14 protein-coding genes and 1 tRNA gene are annotated in these 15,267 nt (G+C 61.5%); 7 read left to right on the top strand and 8 right to left on the bottom strand.

Annotation, left to right across the window (positions count from 1 at the left end; all coding sequences use genetic code 11):
- Positions 1 to 11 precede the first annotated feature (11 nt).
- The 3 genes from C4J85_RS01675 to C4J85_RS01665 are packed head-to-tail and all read left to right on the top strand — an operon-like array spanning position 12 to position 3,429.
- On the top strand, positions 12 to 1,307 hold the full coding sequence (locus C4J85_RS01675) for a murein hydrolase activator EnvC (RefSeq protein WP_124365489.1): 1,296 nt from the start codon (positions 12 to 14) through the stop codon (positions 1,305 to 1,307).
- 30 nt (positions 1,308 to 1,337) lie between these two features.
- Positions 1,338 to 2,654, top strand: coding sequence for a S41 family peptidase (locus tag C4J85_RS01670; RefSeq protein WP_124365488.1), 1,317 nt, complete (start codon positions 1,338 to 1,340; stop codon positions 2,652 to 2,654).
- A 1-nt stretch (position 2,655) separates the two neighbouring features.
- Entirely contained in the window at positions 2,656 to 3,429 is a 774-nt protein-coding gene (locus tag C4J85_RS01665; RefSeq protein ID WP_124408852.1) for a divergent polysaccharide deacetylase family protein, read from the top strand.
- Between the two features lie 165 nt (positions 3,430 to 3,594).
- Here C4J85_RS01665 and C4J85_RS01660 read toward each other — a convergent pair whose 3' ends face one another.
- The 7 genes from C4J85_RS01660 to C4J85_RS01630 all read right to left on the bottom strand — a co-directional run bounded on the left by C4J85_RS01660 (position 3,595) and on the right by C4J85_RS01630 (position 9,401).
- On the bottom strand, positions 3,595 to 4,350 hold the full coding sequence (locus C4J85_RS01660; protein WP_124406051.1) for an ABC transporter substrate-binding protein: 756 nt from the start codon (positions 4,348 to 4,350) through the stop codon (positions 3,595 to 3,597).
- A gap of 63 nt (positions 4,351 to 4,413) precedes the next feature.
- Positions 4,414 to 5,184, bottom strand: a complete 771-nt coding sequence (gene hisF / locus C4J85_RS01655; protein ID WP_003171107.1) for an imidazole glycerol phosphate synthase subunit HisF — start codon at positions 5,182 to 5,184, stop codon at positions 4,414 to 4,416.
- A 9-nt stretch (positions 5,185 to 5,193) separates the two neighbouring features.
- Entirely contained in the window at positions 5,194 to 5,931 is a 738-nt protein-coding gene (gene hisA, locus C4J85_RS01650; protein WP_016972250.1) for a 1-(5-phosphoribosyl)-5-[(5-phosphoribosylamino)methylideneamino]imidazole-4-carboxamide isomerase, read from the bottom strand.
- A gap of 39 nt (positions 5,932 to 5,970) precedes the next feature.
- Positions 5,971 to 6,228, bottom strand: a complete 258-nt coding sequence (locus C4J85_RS01645; protein ID WP_005783916.1) for a DUF2164 domain-containing protein — start codon at positions 6,226 to 6,228, stop codon at positions 5,971 to 5,973.
- On the bottom strand, positions 6,229 to 6,867 hold the full coding sequence (gene hisH / locus C4J85_RS01640; protein ID WP_124402789.1) for an imidazole glycerol phosphate synthase subunit HisH: 639 nt from the start codon (positions 6,865 to 6,867) through the stop codon (positions 6,229 to 6,231). It abuts the gene before it with no gap.
- Entirely contained in the window at positions 6,867 to 7,460 is a 594-nt protein-coding gene (hisB, locus tag C4J85_RS01635) for an imidazoleglycerol-phosphate dehydratase HisB (protein WP_003237513.1), read from the bottom strand. The genes hisH and hisB overlap by 1 nt, the downstream gene beginning before the upstream one ends.
- Before the next feature lie 279 nt (positions 7,461 to 7,739).
- Positions 7,740 to 9,401 (bottom strand): OFA family MFS transporter, encoded by a 1,662-nt coding sequence (locus C4J85_RS01630; protein ID WP_124365484.1) that lies wholly within the window; start codon positions 9,399 to 9,401, stop codon positions 7,740 to 7,742.
- 324 nt (positions 9,402 to 9,725) lie between these two features.
- On the opposite strand from C4J85_RS01630, the gene C4J85_RS01625 reads away from it, so the two are divergent.
- The 4 genes from C4J85_RS01625 (at position 9,726) to C4J85_RS01610 (ending at position 13,454) form a co-directional block, all read left to right on the top strand.
- Positions 9,726 to 11,942 carry an AsmA family protein gene (locus tag C4J85_RS01625; protein ID WP_124408851.1) on the top strand — a complete coding sequence of 739 codons (2,217 nt, stop codon included), beginning with the start codon at positions 9,726 to 9,728 and terminating at the stop codon, positions 11,940 to 11,942.
- Positions 11,939 to 13,006: an A/G-specific adenine glycosylase gene (gene mutY, locus C4J85_RS01620; protein WP_124406048.1), complete on the top strand. Its 1,068-nt coding sequence runs from the start codon at positions 11,939 to 11,941 to the stop codon at positions 13,004 to 13,006. The genes C4J85_RS01625 and mutY overlap by 4 nt, the downstream gene beginning before the upstream one ends.
- Complete coding sequence (locus C4J85_RS01615; RefSeq protein WP_124360851.1) at positions 13,003 to 13,275, top strand: oxidative damage protection protein; 273 nt, start codon at positions 13,003 to 13,005, stop codon at positions 13,273 to 13,275. Before mutY ends, C4J85_RS01615 begins: the two co-directional genes overlap by 4 nt.
- Positions 13,276 to 13,378: 103 nt before the next feature.
- A tRNA-Phe gene (locus tag C4J85_RS01610) sits at positions 13,379 to 13,454 on the top strand.
- Positions 13,455 to 13,629: 175 nt separating this feature from the next.
- On the opposite strand, the gene C4J85_RS01605 is transcribed toward C4J85_RS01610, so the two are convergent.
- The gene (locus tag C4J85_RS01605; RefSeq protein WP_124408850.1) at positions 13,630 to 15,237 is read right to left on the bottom strand and encodes a glycosyltransferase family 39 protein; all 1,608 of its coding nucleotides are present in this window, start codon (positions 15,235 to 15,237) and stop codon (positions 13,630 to 13,632) included.
- Positions 15,238 to 15,267 lie beyond the last annotated feature (30 nt).

The following is a 15,267-nucleotide window of genomic DNA, read 5'->3' as shown; positions in this document are numbered from 1 at the left end:
CGCCCGCCTCTATGCTTCGCGCCTTGATTACCCTCGCTCTTGTCTGCCTGCTCCAACCGGCGTTTGCCGATGAGCGCGCACAAACCCAACAACAGTTGGACGCTACGCGTCAGGACATTACCGAGCTGAAAAAACTGCTCGGCAAGCTCCAGGAAGAAAAATCCGGCGTGCAGAAAGACCTGCGCGGCACGGAAACCGAAATGGGCAAGCTGGAGAAGCAGGTCCAGGAGCTGCAAAAAGAATTAAAGAAGAGCGAGTCGGAACTGGAGCGACTCGACGCTGAGAAAAAAAAACTCCAGAGCGCACGCGTTGAGCAGCAACGCCTGATCGCGATCCAGGCCCGCGCCGCCTACCAGAGCGGCCGCCAGGAATACCTCAAGCTGCTGCTCAACCAGCAGAACCCGGAAAAATTCGCCCGCACCCTCACCTATTACGATTACGTGAGCCAGGCACGCCTGGCGCAATTGAAGAGCTTCAACGAAACCCTGCGCCAGTTGGCCAATGTCGAGCAGGAGATCAATGACCAGCAGGCACAGCTGCTCGACCAGAAAACCGCACTCGACACCCAGCGCAACGAGCTCGATAAAGTCCGCAAGGAACGCCAGCAAGCCCTGGCCAAGCTCAACGACGATGTAAAAGCCCGCGACGCCAAGCTGCAAGCGCGCGAGCAAGATCAGGCTGATTTGGCCAAAGTGCTCAAGACTATCGAAGAAACCCTGGCGCGCCAGGCGCGCGAGGCCGAAGAAGCGCGGCAAAAGGCGTTGATCGCGCAGCAGGAAGCCGAAAAAAAGCGCCAGCGTGAGGCCGAACTGGCAGCCACTACCGATGCGCCGGCTCCACGCAAACCGGCACATGCAGCGCCTGGCCCATTGGTTTCCAGCAGCGGCGAGTCGTTCGGCGGGCCTTTTGCTTCAGCTCGCGGAAAACTTCCATGGCCCGTTGATGGTCGACTACTGGCACGCTTTGGGGAAACCCGTGGCGATGACACCCGCGCCAAGTGGGATGGGGTGATGATCAGCGCCTCTGCCGGCAGCCAGGTCCACGCCGTCCACGGCGGGCGCGTGGTGTTTGCCGATTGGCTGCGCGGGGCCGGTTTGCTGGTGATTCTTGACCACGGTAATGGCTATTTGAGCCTTTATGGCCACAATCAGACGTTACTCAAGTCGGCAGGTGATGTGGTAAAAGCCGGTGAATCCATCTCCACTGTCGGTAACAGTGGTGGCCAGGACACGCCGGCGCTGTACTTCGCTATTCGTCAGCAGGGTCGCCCGAGCGATCCCGCACAATGGTGCCGATCCCAAGGATAGGGTCGCATCTACATTAGGAGCTCGTTCGACATGCTGCATTTGTCCCGCCTCACTTCGCTGGCCCTGACGATCGCCCTGGTGATCGGCGCGCCTCTGGCTTTCGCCGACCAGGCCGCACCGGCTGCGCCCGCCGCTATGGCCGCGACCACCAAGGCGCCGTTGCCGCTGGACGAGCTGCGTACCTTTGCCGAGGTCATGGACCGGATCAAGGCAGCCTATGTCGAACCCGTAGACGACAAGACCCTGCTGGAAAATGCCATCAAGGGCATGCTCAGCAACCTCGACCCGCATTCCGCCTACCTGGGCCCGGAAGACTTTGCCGAACTGCAGGAAAGCACCAGCGGTGAGTTCGGCGGCCTGGGCATCGAAGTGGGCTCCGAAGACGGCCAGATCAAAGTGGTCTCGCCCATCGACGACACCCCCGCGTCCAAGGCCGGCATCCAGGCCGGCGACCTGATCGTCAAGATCAACGGTCAGCCGACCCGCGGCCAATCCATGACCGAAGCCGTCGACAAGATGCGCGGCAAGCTCGGCCAGAAAATCACCTTGACCCTGGTGCGCGACGGCGGCAACCCGTTCGACGTGACGCTGGCCCGCGCGACCATCACGGTCAAGAGCGTGAAGAGCCAGTTGCTGGAGTCGGGCTACGGTTACATCCGCATCACCCAGTTCCAGGTCAAGACCGGCGACGAAGTGGCCAAGGCCCTGGCCAAGCTGCGCAAGGACAACGGCAAGAAGCTCAACGGCATCGTGCTCGACCTGCGCAACAACCCAGGCGGCGTGTTGCAGTCGGCGGTGGAAGTGGTCGATCACTTCATCACCAAGGGCCTGATCGTTTACACCAAGGGCCGTATCGCCAATTCCGAGCTGCGCTTCTCGGCCACCGGCAACGACCTCAGCGAGAACGTGCCGCTGGCCGTGCTGATCAACGGCGGCAGCGCCTCGGCATCGGAGATCGTCGCCGGCGCCCTGCAAGACCAGAAGCGCGGCGTGCTGATGGGCACCACCAGCTTCGGTAAAGGTTCGGTACAAACGGTGCTGCCGCTCAATAACGAGCGTGCGCTGAAGATCACCACGGCGCTGTACTACACGCCCAATGGTCGCTCGATCCAGGCCCAGGGCATCGTGCCAGACATCGAAGTGCGCAGGGCCAAGATCACCAACGAGATCGACAGCGAGTACTACAAGGAAGCCGATCTGCAAGGCCACCTGGGCAATGGCAACGGCGGGGCCGACCAGCCGACCGGCAGCGGCGCCAAAGCCAAGCCGATGCCGCAGGACGACGACTACCAGTTGGCCCAGGCGCTGAGCCTGCTCAAGGGCCTGAGCATCACGCGCAGCCGTTGATATGCGTGTTGCACTGATTATCGCGGTGCTGTGCAGCCTGGCCGGATTCGCCCAAGCGACGCCGGCCGGCGAACCGCACAAGGCCTACCTGACCCTGATCATCGACGACCTTGGGCAAAACCTGCCCAGGGATCGTCGCGTGCTGGCCCTGCCTGGGCCGGTCACCACCGCGATCATGCCCGATACCCCCCACGCCGCCGAATTCGCCCGTGAAGCCCACAAGGCCGGCAAGATTGTCATCCTGCACATGCCCATGGACCCGGCCACCGGGCCGTTCGCCTGGCACCCTGAGCTGTCGATCGAAGAGCTGGGCAAGCGCCTGGACGCCGCATTCGCGGCCGTGCCCTACACCGCCGGCATCAATAACCATATGGGCAGCCGCATGACCGCGCAGCCGGCAGCGATGGCGTGGTTGATGGGCGAGCTGCAGCGGCGCCACAAGTTCTTTGTGGACAGCCGTACCAGCGCACAAACGGTGGCTGCGGCTGAGGCGCAGAAGATTGGTTTGGCGCATGTTTCGCGGGATGTGTTCCTGGATGACGAACGCACCGAGGCGGCGATTACCACGCAGTTGCAAACCGCAATCAAGCTGGCACACAAGCAGGGTTCGGCGGTGATGATCGGGCATCCTTATCCGCAAACGCTGGCGGTACTGGAGCGTGAGCTGCCCAAGCTCAAGGCCCAGGGCGTGGAGTGGATTGATATCAAATTGATGATCAGTGTGCGCAGTAACCGGGCGATGGCCGGGCACGGCAAAGACGGCATTTACCGCTAAATGAAGGCTGCGAAGATCCAATGTGGGAGGGGGCTTGCTCCCGATGCGGTGGGCCAGCCCCTAATGTATTGACTGACACTCCGCCATCGGGAGCAAGCCCCCTCCCACATTTTTGACCGCGTTTATTCTGCTGATTCCCTTGCGCCGCATGGGAACCTGCAACCTTTAGAGGTATTGCGCCATGATTTCGTCTACTCGACCGCTCTTGCGTAATTCATCCAGCGCCGCCTGGAGCTTGGCAACCACCTCATCCGGCACATCCTTGTTCAACGCAAGGTAGAGCTGCGCACTGTTGAACCGCAACACCGTCTTGAGCCCGGTTACCCCCACCTGCCGCGCCAGGTAACGGCCAGCAGGATCGCCGGTGGCCCACAGGTCTATCTGGCCCTCCATGAGCTTTTGCGCATTATCCTGGTCACGCAAGGCGACAATCGGCTTGAGCCCCTGCTTGTCCAGGCTCTGGGCAATGGCATCGCCCTTGTAGGCGCCAATCCTGTAGCGGCGCGCCTGCTCAAGGCCGTCGAGCTGGATCTTGCTGTCAGCCTTGGCCAGCAGCACCCAGTCGTCCGGGCCAATGGGGCCGACCCATTTGAACAGCGCTTCACGGTCCGGCAAACGCGCCATGACGAATACGCCATAGCCAGGCTTTTCCAGGGCGAGTTTGTAGATTCGCTCCCAAGGAAACCGCAACGTGAGATTGTAGGAAATGCCGGCGCGCTTGAAGGTTTCCCGCACGATGTCCACGGCGATGCCTTCGATGTTCTCGTCCTTGGCGAAATTCTTGCCGTTCTTCGCCATGTTGTAGGGCGGGAAATTTTCCGTCAGTAACACCAGGGAGGCGTCGGACGATTCTTCGGCGTGTGCCGTAGCCACCATGAGCATGGAGGAACTGGCGAGGGCGAGCAGCAGGTGTTTGAACATGAAGGCTACCGGAATCCATGGCAAGCGCAGAGAGTGCCGCGAGCCTGCCATGGTGTCCAGCGTTTAGCGAACGACGATACCGCGCGCGGCCATGTACGCCTTGGCCTCGGGGACCGTGTATTCGCCGAAGTGGAAAATACTCGCCGCCAGCACCGCGCTGGCGTGGCCTTCGATGACGCCATCGGCCAGGTGCTGCAGGTTGCCGACCCCGCCGGAGGCGATTACCGGGATGCCCAGCGCGTCGCTGATGGCGCGCGTCACGCCCAGGTCGAAGCCGTTTTTCATGCCGTCCTGGTCCATGCTGGTCAGCAGGATTTCACCGGCGCCCAGGCCTTCCATTTTCATCGCCCATTCCACCGCGTCCAGGCCGGTGGGCTTGCGCCCGCCATGGGTGAAGATCTCCCAGCGCGGGGTTTCGCCAGGGCCGGAGACTTTCTTGGCGTCGATGGCAACCACGATGCACTGCGAACCGAAGTGCTGCGCGGCCTCGCCGACGAACTCCGGGTTGAACACCGCCGCCGTGTTGATCGAGACCTTGTCCGCGCCGGCATTGAGCAGGTTGCGGATGTCCTGCACGGTGCGCACGCCGCCGCCCACGGTCAGCGGGATAAACACCTGGCTGGCCATGCGCTCGACAGTGTGCAAGGTGGTGTCGCGGCCGTCGACGCTGGCGGTGATATCGAGAAAGGTAATTTCGTCGGCACCTTGCTCATCGTAGCGACGGGCGATTTCCACCGGGTCGCCGGCATCCCGGATGTTCTCGAACTTGACGCCCTTGACCACGCGACCGTTGTCGACGTCCAGGCAAGGGATGATGCGTTTGGCCAGCGCCATGGTCAGTCCTCAGCCGTTGTAGGCGTCGCAGTAAGCCTGGGCTTCGGCAACGTCCAGGGTACCTTCGTAGATCGCGCGGCCGGTGATGGCGCCGATGATGCCAGGCGCCTTGGCGTCCAGCAGCGACTTGATATCGCCCAGGTTGTGGATACCACCGGACGCAATCACCGGAATCTTCGTCGCCGCCGCCAGCGCTGCGGTGAACGGCACGTTGCAGCCCTGCATCATGCCGTCTTTGGCGATGTCGGTATAAACGATAGCGGACACGCCGTCGGCTTCGAACTGCCTGGCCAGGTCGATCACTTGCACAGTACTGATCTCAGCCCAGCCGTCGGTGGCGACGAAGCCGTCTTTGGCGTCCAGGCCCACGATCACTTTGCCTGGGAAGGCGCGGCAGGCTTCGGCAACGAAGGCCGGGTCTTTCACGGCCTTGGTGCCGATGATCACGTAGCTCACGCCGGCCTTGACGTAGTGCTCGATGGTTTCCAGGGAACGGATGCCGCCGCCGATCTGGATCGGCAGGTTCGGGTAGCGCTTGGCGATGGCAGTAACCACCTCGCCATTGACCGGCTGGCCTTCGAAGGCGCCGTTCAAGTCCACCAGATGCAGACGACGGCAGCCCCCTTCCACCCATTTGGCAGCCATGCTCACCGGGTCATCGGAGAACACGGTGGAATCTTCCATGCGGCCTTGGCGCAGACGTACGCAGGCGCCGTCCTTGAGATCGATAGCGGGGATAATCAGCATCTGGCAAACCTTATTCGATATTCAGCAATGCTTGGGAAATCAGGGTTTCTCAAGCGACCACAAGTCGCTTTCGATGCTTTCGAACCTTTCTTTAAGGAGCGTCTGCGTATCGAAAATCGCCCTGTTGTAATAGTGCGGCGCCACTTCGGTGGTGAACAGCTCAAGAATCTCGGCGACCTCGAACGAGCCCAGCTTGAGCTCGAAGCGGTCCTCCATGAAACGCTTGATCTTGTCGGTAGCCTCACGCTCCTGCTCGGGCGTGAGGTTCAAGATCGGCGGCTTGGGCTTCTTGGCCATTTACCAGCGACCGTCCCACGCGGCAAAGTTCTGCAGCAACTGCAGGCCATGGGTATGGCTCTTCTCCGGGTGGAACTGCACGGCAAAGCGCGAACCGTCGGCCAGCGCGGCGGCGAAGTCGACGCCGTAGTGCCCGCCACCCACCACCTGCTCGGGTTTACCGGCGGCGATGTAGTAGCTGTGCACGAAGTAGAAGCGCGCCATGTCCGGCACTTCGTGCCACAGCGGGTGATCCATGCTCTGGCGCACTTCGTTCCAGCCCATGTGCGGGACTTTCAGGTGGGCGCCGTCTTCATGCAGGTCCTTGCCAAAGAACTTGACCTGGCCTGGGAACAGGCCGATGCAGTCAACGCCATCGTTCTCTTCACTGCTGTCGAGCAAGGCTTGCATGCCCACGCAGATGCCGAGGAACGGGCGGTCCTGGCTGACTTCACGCACCAGGCTGTCAAAGCCCAGACGACGGATCTCGGCCATGCAGTCGCGAATCGCGCCCACGCCTGGGAACACCACGCGGTCGGCTTCGCGAATCACGCTGGCATCGCTGGTGATCAGCACCTTGCCGGCCCCTACGTGCTCGAGGGCCTTGGCCACCGAGTGCAGGTTACCCATGCCGTAATCGATAACCGCGACCGTCTGCATTACAAAACGCCCTTGGTCGACGGCATTTGCCCGGCCATGCGGTCATCGAGCTCGACGGCCATGCGCAGCGCGCGGCCGAAGGCCTTGAATACGGTTTCGATCTGGTGGTGGGTGTTGGTGCCGCGCAGGTTGTCGATGTGCAGGCTGACGAGTGCGTGGTTGACGAAACCCTGGAAGAATTCCTGGAACAGGTCGACATCGAAGCCGCCCACGGTGGCGCGGGTGTAGGGCACGTGCATCTGCAGGCCTGGGCGGCCGGAGAAGTCGATGACTACGCGCGACAGCGCTTCATCCAGCGGGACATAGGCGTGGCCGTAGCGACGAATGCCTTTTTTGTCGCCGATGGCCTTGGCAAATGCCTGGCCGAGGGTGATGCCTACGTCTTCCACCGTGTGGTGGTCGTCGATATGCAAGTCGCCCTTGCTGACGATATCCAGGTCGATCAGCCCGTGACGGGCGATCTGGTCCAGCATGTGCTCAAGAAAAGGGACACCGATATCAAATCGGGCCTTTCCGGTGCCATCCAGGTTGATCGAGGCTTTGATCTGGGTTTCCAGAGTGTCGCGCTCGACGGACGCCATACGTTCGACCATCACCAGCTCCGCAAATCATTGGGCGAAAAAGGCAGCCATTATAGGGGCGCGGGCGCTAAACAGAAACATCGGAGGGGATAAGACTGACGAGTTGATCAAAGCGCCCCAGCATGGTGCGCGAAGATCATTCCCACGCTCTGCGTGGGAATGCCGCCTGGGACGCTCCGCGTCCCGCCAACGGGTGCAAGACTCAGAGCCTGCGCGCTGGTAACGCGGAGCGTCACGGGATGCATTCCCACGCGGAGCGCGGGAACGATCAGGCACAAAGGTTTTGCAGTGTTAGTGGAACAACACGGCCGTCTTCTGCAGGGTCACCCACACACCCCACGCCAGCGGAATGCCCACCACCAGCCAGGCGGCGATCGCCATGGGCACGGTGCCGGGAGCCGCTTTCCACTCCAGGGAAGTGCTGGCATCAGCACCTTTGTCATGGCCCAGCGCCTGTTCGGCGGCAAGTTCCGCGTCGGTCATGAAGTACTTGTCGGCGACCGGACGCACCAGCAGGTTGCAGATAAAGCCCAGCACCAGGAGGCCGGCGAGGATGTACAAGGTGATGTCGTAGGCCGCAGCGCGTTCCACGCCGATGCTCAGCTGATATTCACGCAGGTAGTTCACCAACACCGGGCCCAGCACGCCGGCCGCAGCCCAGGCGGTCAGCAGGCGGCCATGGATCGCGCCGACCATTTGCGTACCGAACAGGTCCGCCAGGTAAGCCGGCACCGTCGCAAAACCACCGCCGTACATCGACAGGATGATGCAGAACGCCGCCACGAACAGCGCCACGTTGCCCAGGTGCCCCAGGTTCGGGATCAGCGCGTACAGGGCAAAGCCCAGGGCGAAGAACACGAAGTAGGTATTTTTACGGCCCAGGTAGTCGGAGAACGACGCCCAGAAGAACCGGCCACCGATGTTGAACAGGCTCAACAACCCGGTGAAGCCTGCCGCGATGGCTGCAATCGACGCCAGTTGCCCGGCATCCAGCTGACCAAACGGCACATCCACACCCAGCAGCTTGCCGCCGAACACTTCCTGCAACAGAGGCGACGCCATGCCGAGGATGCCGATACCGGCCGACACGTTCAGGCACAGCACCAGCCATACCAGACGAAATTGCGGGGTTTTCCACGCCACGTTCACATGTACATGACGGTGAGTGATCATCGCGTTGCTGGCTTTTTTCGCCGGCGCGGTCCAGCCCTCAGGCTTCCAGCCGGTCGGCGGCACGCGATACGAGAGTGCGCCGCCGATCATGAACACGAAGTAAATCGCAGCCATCACCAAAAAGCTCTGCCATACGCCCACGCTGGTGGGCGAAGCGAAATGGCCCATCAGTGCTGCGGCCAGCGGTGCGCCGACCATCGCGCCTCCACCGAAACCCATGATCGCCATGCCGGTAGCCATGCCGCGCTTGTCCGGAAACCACTTGATCAGGGTCGATACCGGCGAGATATAGCCCAGGCCCAGGCCGATACCGCCAATGACCCCGGAGCCGATCCACATCAGCCAGATCTGGTGGGTATAGATACCCAAGGCCGAGATCAGCAGGCCACCACACCAGCACAGTGCCGACACGACACCGGCCTTGCGTGGCCCGGCGTGTTCCAGCCAGCCGCCCCAGATTGCTGCCGAGCAGCCCAGGAAGATGAAGAACAGGGTGTAGATCCAGCCCAGCATGGAGATGGGCCAGTCGCATTGGGACGAAAAGACTTGGGCGATGAAGCCCATGTCCGGCGCGCAGGCGACCGGTGCGGTGATACCCAGCGCCTTCGACAGCGGCAACCAGAACACCGAGAAACCGTAGGCCATGCCGATGCACAGGTGAATGGCCAGGGCGGCCGGCGGAACCAGCCAGCGGTTGAAGCCGGGCTTGGCGATAATGCGTTCCTTGGACAGGAACGCAGGCGGTGCGGCGTTGATATCGGCCGCAGTGCTAGTGCTCATTGGTGTTTCCCCCAGTTATTGGTATGCGTCCGTCAGGCGCTCTCCCCCTCGGCCTTGCACGCAAAGCGTGACCGTTTTTTTGGGTGAAACTCCATTTTGGCGCGACGATACGTCGCAGAAGGCGGACGAACGCGCAGAGATTAGCACTTGCGGACCAGAGAAAAACCAAAGTGACATCACTTTTTTCAGCAAATCGGTTTTTTTTGACGCCAGAATCTTGTTTCGGCGGTCGTAGATACAATGTAACGATCCACGAACTGATGCAGGCCGTCGGGCGTTATACTCTGCGGCTAAATTTTGAAATCGACATACAAGGACTCGCCCATGAAAGCGTTCGGCAAAATCCTGGGTCTGGTATTTCTCGGGCTGTTGCTGATCATTGTGGCTCTCGGCTTTGCCCTGACCCATCTCTTCGATCCCAACGACTACAAAGAAGAAATTCGCCAGATTGCCCGCGACAAGGCCCACATCGAGCTGACGCTCAATGGCGACATCGGCTGGAGCCTGTTCCCCTGGCTGGGCCTGGAGCTGCACGAGGCCGGGGTGGCGACCCTGACCAACCCGACCCAACCATTCGCCGACCTGCAGATGCTCGGCCTGTCGGTACGCGTGCTGCCGCTGCTGCGCCGCGAAGTGCAGATGAGCGATGTGCGCGTCGAAGGCCTGAACCTGCGCCTCAACCGCGACAAGAACGGCCACGGCAACTGGGAAGACATCGGCAAGAACCTGCCCGATGAACCCACGGGCACTCCCGCTCCCGCGCCAGTCGAGCCGGTGGCCGAAACCAAGCCGGAAAAACCGCCGCAGCCGATCCGCCTGGACATCGACAGCCTGACCATCAACAACGCCCGCGTTGAATACAACGATGAACAGACCGGCAAGCAGTTCAGCGCCGAAAGCATCCAGCTCAGTGCCGGCGCGATCCACGAAGGCGCCAACATTCCGCTGAAACTCACCGCGTTCCTGGGCAGCAACCAACCGGTCATGCGGCTCAAGACCGAGCTGAACGGCAATCTGCGCATCCAACGCGCCCTCAAGCGCTACCAGTTCGAAGACATGCGCCTGAGTGGAGAAGCTACCGGCGAGCCGCTGCAAGGCAAGACCCTGACCTTCTCCACCCAGGGTCAAGTGCTGGTGGACCTGGCGGCCAACTTTGCCGAATGGACCAACCTGAAACTCTCGGCCAACCAATTGCGCGCCCTCGGCGAACTGCGGGTCAATGACCTGGACAAAACCCCGCAAGTCAGCGGCGCGTTGTCGGTCGCCCAGTTCGACCTGGCGAAGTTTCTCGAGAGCGTCGGCCACCCGTTGCCAGCCATGGCGCCGGGCAGCCTGAGCAAAGTCGAACTGGTCAGCCGCGTCCAGGGCACGCCGACTAGCGTTGCGCTGGAAGACCTGAACCTGAAGCTCGACGGCAGCACCTTCACCGGTCGCGTCGCCGTGGATGATTTCGCCAAGCAGTCCCTGCGCGTTCAACTCAAGGGCGATACCTTCAACGCCGACAATTACCTGCCGGCCAAATCCGAAGCCGCCAAAGGCGCCACCGCCGCACGCCAGGCCGAAGTGCAGAGCAGCGAAGCCGGGGCGATGGCCGCCGGCGGTAGCACTCCGCTACCGGAAGCACCGACCAAGGGCGCCTGGAGCAGCGACAAACTGCTGCCGCTGACCCGCCTGCGCAGCCTGGATGTGAACGCGGACCTCGCCTTTGGTCAACTGACCTTGAGCCAGTTGCCAATCCAGAATGCAGTATTGAAAGCCTCCGGCATCGACGGCCAGCTCAAGCTCGACAGCCTCAGCGGCGGTCTCTACAACGGTACGTTCCAGGCCAACGGCAGCCTCGACGTGCGCCAGGACATCCCGCTGCTGGCGCTGCAAAGTCATATCAAGCAAGTGCCCGTTGAACGCATCCTGCAGGCCCAGGGGAAAACCCCGCCGGTCAAAGGCCAGATCACCCTCGACAGCAACCTGAGTGGCCGAGGCAACAGCCAGAAGGCCCTGATCGACAGCCTCAACGGCACCGCCAATGTCGTGATCAACAACGGTGTGTTGCTCAATGCCAACATCGAGCAGCAACTGTGTACCGGTATCGCCCTGCTCAACCGCAAAACCCTGAGCACCACGCCACAAGGCAAGGACACGCCCTTCCAGGAATTGCGCGGCAACCTGACGTTCCGTAATGGCGTGGCCAGCAACCCTGACCTGAAGGTGCGCATTCCAGGGCTGACGCTCAACGGCGATGGCGATGTCGACCTGCGCGTGCTGGGCATGGACTACCGCGTGGGCATCATCGTCGAAGGCGATCAGCGCGACGTGCCGGACCCGGCCTGCCAGGTCGGCGCCAACTTCCAGGGCATCGAAGTGCCGCTGCGTTGCCGTGGCCCGCTGGAACTGGGCGCCAAGGCCTGCCGCCTGGACAAAGACGGGCTTGGTCAAGTCGCCATCAAGGCGGCGGGCAATCGCCTTAACGAGAAGCTCGAAGAGAAGCTCGACAAAGTGAATCCAAAGCTCAAAGACGCACTGAAAGGCTTGTTCAACCGATGAGAAACGAGCAGTTTTCAGCGGCGGTACTCGACTGGTACGACCGCCATGGTCGCCACGACCTGCCCTGGCAACAAGGCATCACGCCTTACCGGGTGTGGGTGTCGGAAATCATGCTGCAACAGACTCAGGTCAGCACCGTGCTCAATTACTTCGACCGGTTCATGGCGTCCCTGCCAACGGTCGAAGCCCTGGCCGCCGCGCCGGAAGACGAAGTGCTGCACCTGTGGACCGGCCTGGGTTACTACACCCGGGCGCGTAACCTGCAAAAGACCGCAAAGATCGTGGTAGCCGACTACGGCGGCGAGTTTCCCAGGGATGTCGAAAAGCTCACCGAGCTGCCCGGCATCGGCCTGTCCACCGCCGGAGCGATCGCCAGCCTGAGCATGGGCCTGCGCGCGCCGATCCTCGATGGCAACGTAAAACGCGTGCTGGCACGCTTTACCGCGCAAGAGGGCTACCCAGGCGAACCCAAGGTCGCCAAGCAGCTGTGGGCCACCGCAGAGCGCTTCACGCCCCATGACCGCGTCAACGCTTACACCCAGGCGATGATGGACATGGGCGCGACCCTTTGTACCCGCAGCAAACCCAGCTGCCTGCTGTGCCCGCTGGAAAAAGCCTGCGAAGCGCACATGCTCGGCCTGGAGACGCGCTACCCGATCCCCAAGCCACGCAAGACCATCCCGCAGAAACGCACGCTGATGCCGATGCTGGCCAATGCCGAAGGCGCGATCCTGCTTTACCGTCGCCCGTCCACGGGCCTGTGGGGCGGTTTATGGAGCCTGCCGGAGCTGGACGACCTGGAAGACCTCGATCATCTGGCCAACCAGCACGCACTGGCATTGGGCAAGCACCAGGAACTGCCAGGGCTGATCCACACCTTCAGCCATTTCCAGCTGGCCATCGAACCCTGGCTGGTCCAGGTCGAGGAAAGCGCCCATCACGTGGCCGAGGCCGACTGGCTCTGGTATAACCTCGCCACCCCGCCGCGCCTGGGCCTTGCCGCCCCGGTAAAAAAATTGCTGAAGCGCGCGGCTGACGTATTGAACGCAGGAGAGTCGTCATGACCCGCACCATCATGTGCCGCAAGTACAAAGAAGAACTGCCCGCACTCGAACGCGCCCCTTTTCCGGGTGCCAAGGGCCAGGACATCTACGACCACGTCTCCGCCAAAGCCTGGGGCGACTGGCAGAAACACCAGACCCTGCTCATCAACGAAAAACGCTTGAACATGATGAACGCCGAAGACCGCAAATACCTGCAGGGCGAAATGGACAAGTTCTTTTCCGGCGAGGAATACGCCCAAGCCGAAGGTTACGTTCCGCCTGCTCAATAATTGATCAAAAACCGGGGTCGGCACGTAAGCGACGGTAATAATTAAATATTTTTTGAAAACTTGCTTGACGACCCCCTGAAAAACCCGTTTAATGCGCCCCGTTGCCCAGATAGCTCAGTCGGTAGAGCAGGGGATTGAAAATCCCCGTGTCGGCGGTTCGATTCCGTCTCTGGGCACCAAAATACCGAAAAACCCCAAGGAACGATGTTCCTTGGGGTTTTTTATTGCCTGCGATTTGATGGTGGCCGGAATTCTTCTCAGACGCCTTTCACTTATCTGAGCGCTGTTTTTGAGATAGTGCAGGCCCTCATGAGGCCTTGAACACTTGGATAATCCCTATGCTTGAAGAGCTTCTTACCTGAGCAAAAACACCATCAACGGATTGTCATTCAATCGCCCCTGAAAGCTCGGCGCCAATGGTTCCACGGGCGAGCCCTTCAACAGCGCCGTGTCCTTGCGCGGCACAATCACCCAGGATGGCCGGGGCAATGTGACGAGCTTCTCAAGCTCGTTACGCCCGACGAACAGCGGCTGCTCATCGTGATCCAGGTTCATCATGTAGCGCACCGCCCAGGTGTCCCGGGCCAGGTCGACAAATACCAGAGGCCCCGGCTGCGCATCCCGCAACGCTTCCACCTGGCGGACAAACTGGCGGGTATCGAACTGAAGGTCCTTGGCCGGCTCAATGACGCTCACCAGCAGCAACCACTGCGCCGCCAGGGCGATTGCGCTGAGCCACACCAAACGTGTGGCCCGGTACCACGCAAACATCGCCGCCACCTGCAGAAGCACCAGCACGCCGATCAATAGCGGCATGGACACGTCAGGCCAGTAACCCTGCTTGTGCCAGGCATGCCGACACACAAACAGCACCACCACGCACAGCGCCGGCAGCGCTACAACGAGCCCTTCGTAACCGCGACGCACGCCAACGAGCCAGCCTTGCGCCTGGAGCAGCCCATAAGCCGCGACGGCGGCAAACATCGGCACCATGGGCAGAATGTAATAAGCACGCTTGAAATGCGGCACGGACAGGCCGAGCAGAATCATCAGGCCGCACGCGCCGAGCCGTATCAATAACTGCACATCCTCGTTGGCCCAGCGTTGCGCCCAGCGATAACGCAGCGCAATCAAGGTAGCCAGCGCCAATGGCACCACCGGGAAGTAGCGGTACAGACTCAGCTGGAAGTAAAAGTAGAACGGCTCGCCAGACTCATCGAGGCGTCCGCCGACCTGCATCTTGAACACCTCATTGGCAAAGGCATCGCCACCACTGATGCGCGCGAGCTTCATCAATAGCCACCAGCACGCCGCCAGCAACACCAACCCGACAACGCCGTGAATCAACACCTGCCTGACCCGCTCCCCCGGCCGGCCCAGCGCCCAATACACGCAAGCAACGCCACACACCTCGATCAACCCCAGCGGCCCACGAATCGCAAAGGCCAGGATAAACAGTGGGAACACCGCAAGTTGCCTGCACCGCGAGCCCAGGCGCTCACCACTGTGCAGCAGGTAGAAAGTGCCGATGCACAACAGCGCGATCATCTGGTCCAGGCACACCGAGCGCGACTTTTCGAGCAACTGGGTGGTGAGCAATGTCAGCAGCACCGTCAGGAATGCCCAAGGCCGGCTGGACGGCGCCAGCAGGCGATAGATCAAGGCAATCACGCCGGCCGAAGCCAGCGCGGTGGGCAGCACATTCGCCAGATGGTTGGGCGCGTCGAACAACCGGGCGAAGACGTAGCTGAGGAAGGTCGCGGTGCCGGGGTAATCCGCGTACGGCTGGCCGTAGGTGGTGGGGAAAAGACTCGCGCCGTGGCGAAACATTTCCTGCAGGAACAGCGCCCAACGTCCGTCAAAGCCTTGGGGCTGCTGGTCCCAGATACCCCAGGTGAACAGCAATAAGGCGATCAGAAAGATGCCCAGTGACTCCAGGCGAAAGCGGTTGCGATGATCCATCGGGTGACCTGTCAGGTGGGAGGCGCGGGC

Source organism: Pseudomonas sp. R4-34-07, from assembly GCF_003852375.1.
In the GTDB taxonomy this organism is placed as follows: Bacteria; Pseudomonadota; Gammaproteobacteria; order Pseudomonadales; family Pseudomonadaceae; genus Aquipseudomonas.
Note: the sequence above shows the minus strand (reverse complement) of the source record. Positions and strands in the feature narration are given on the sequence as shown.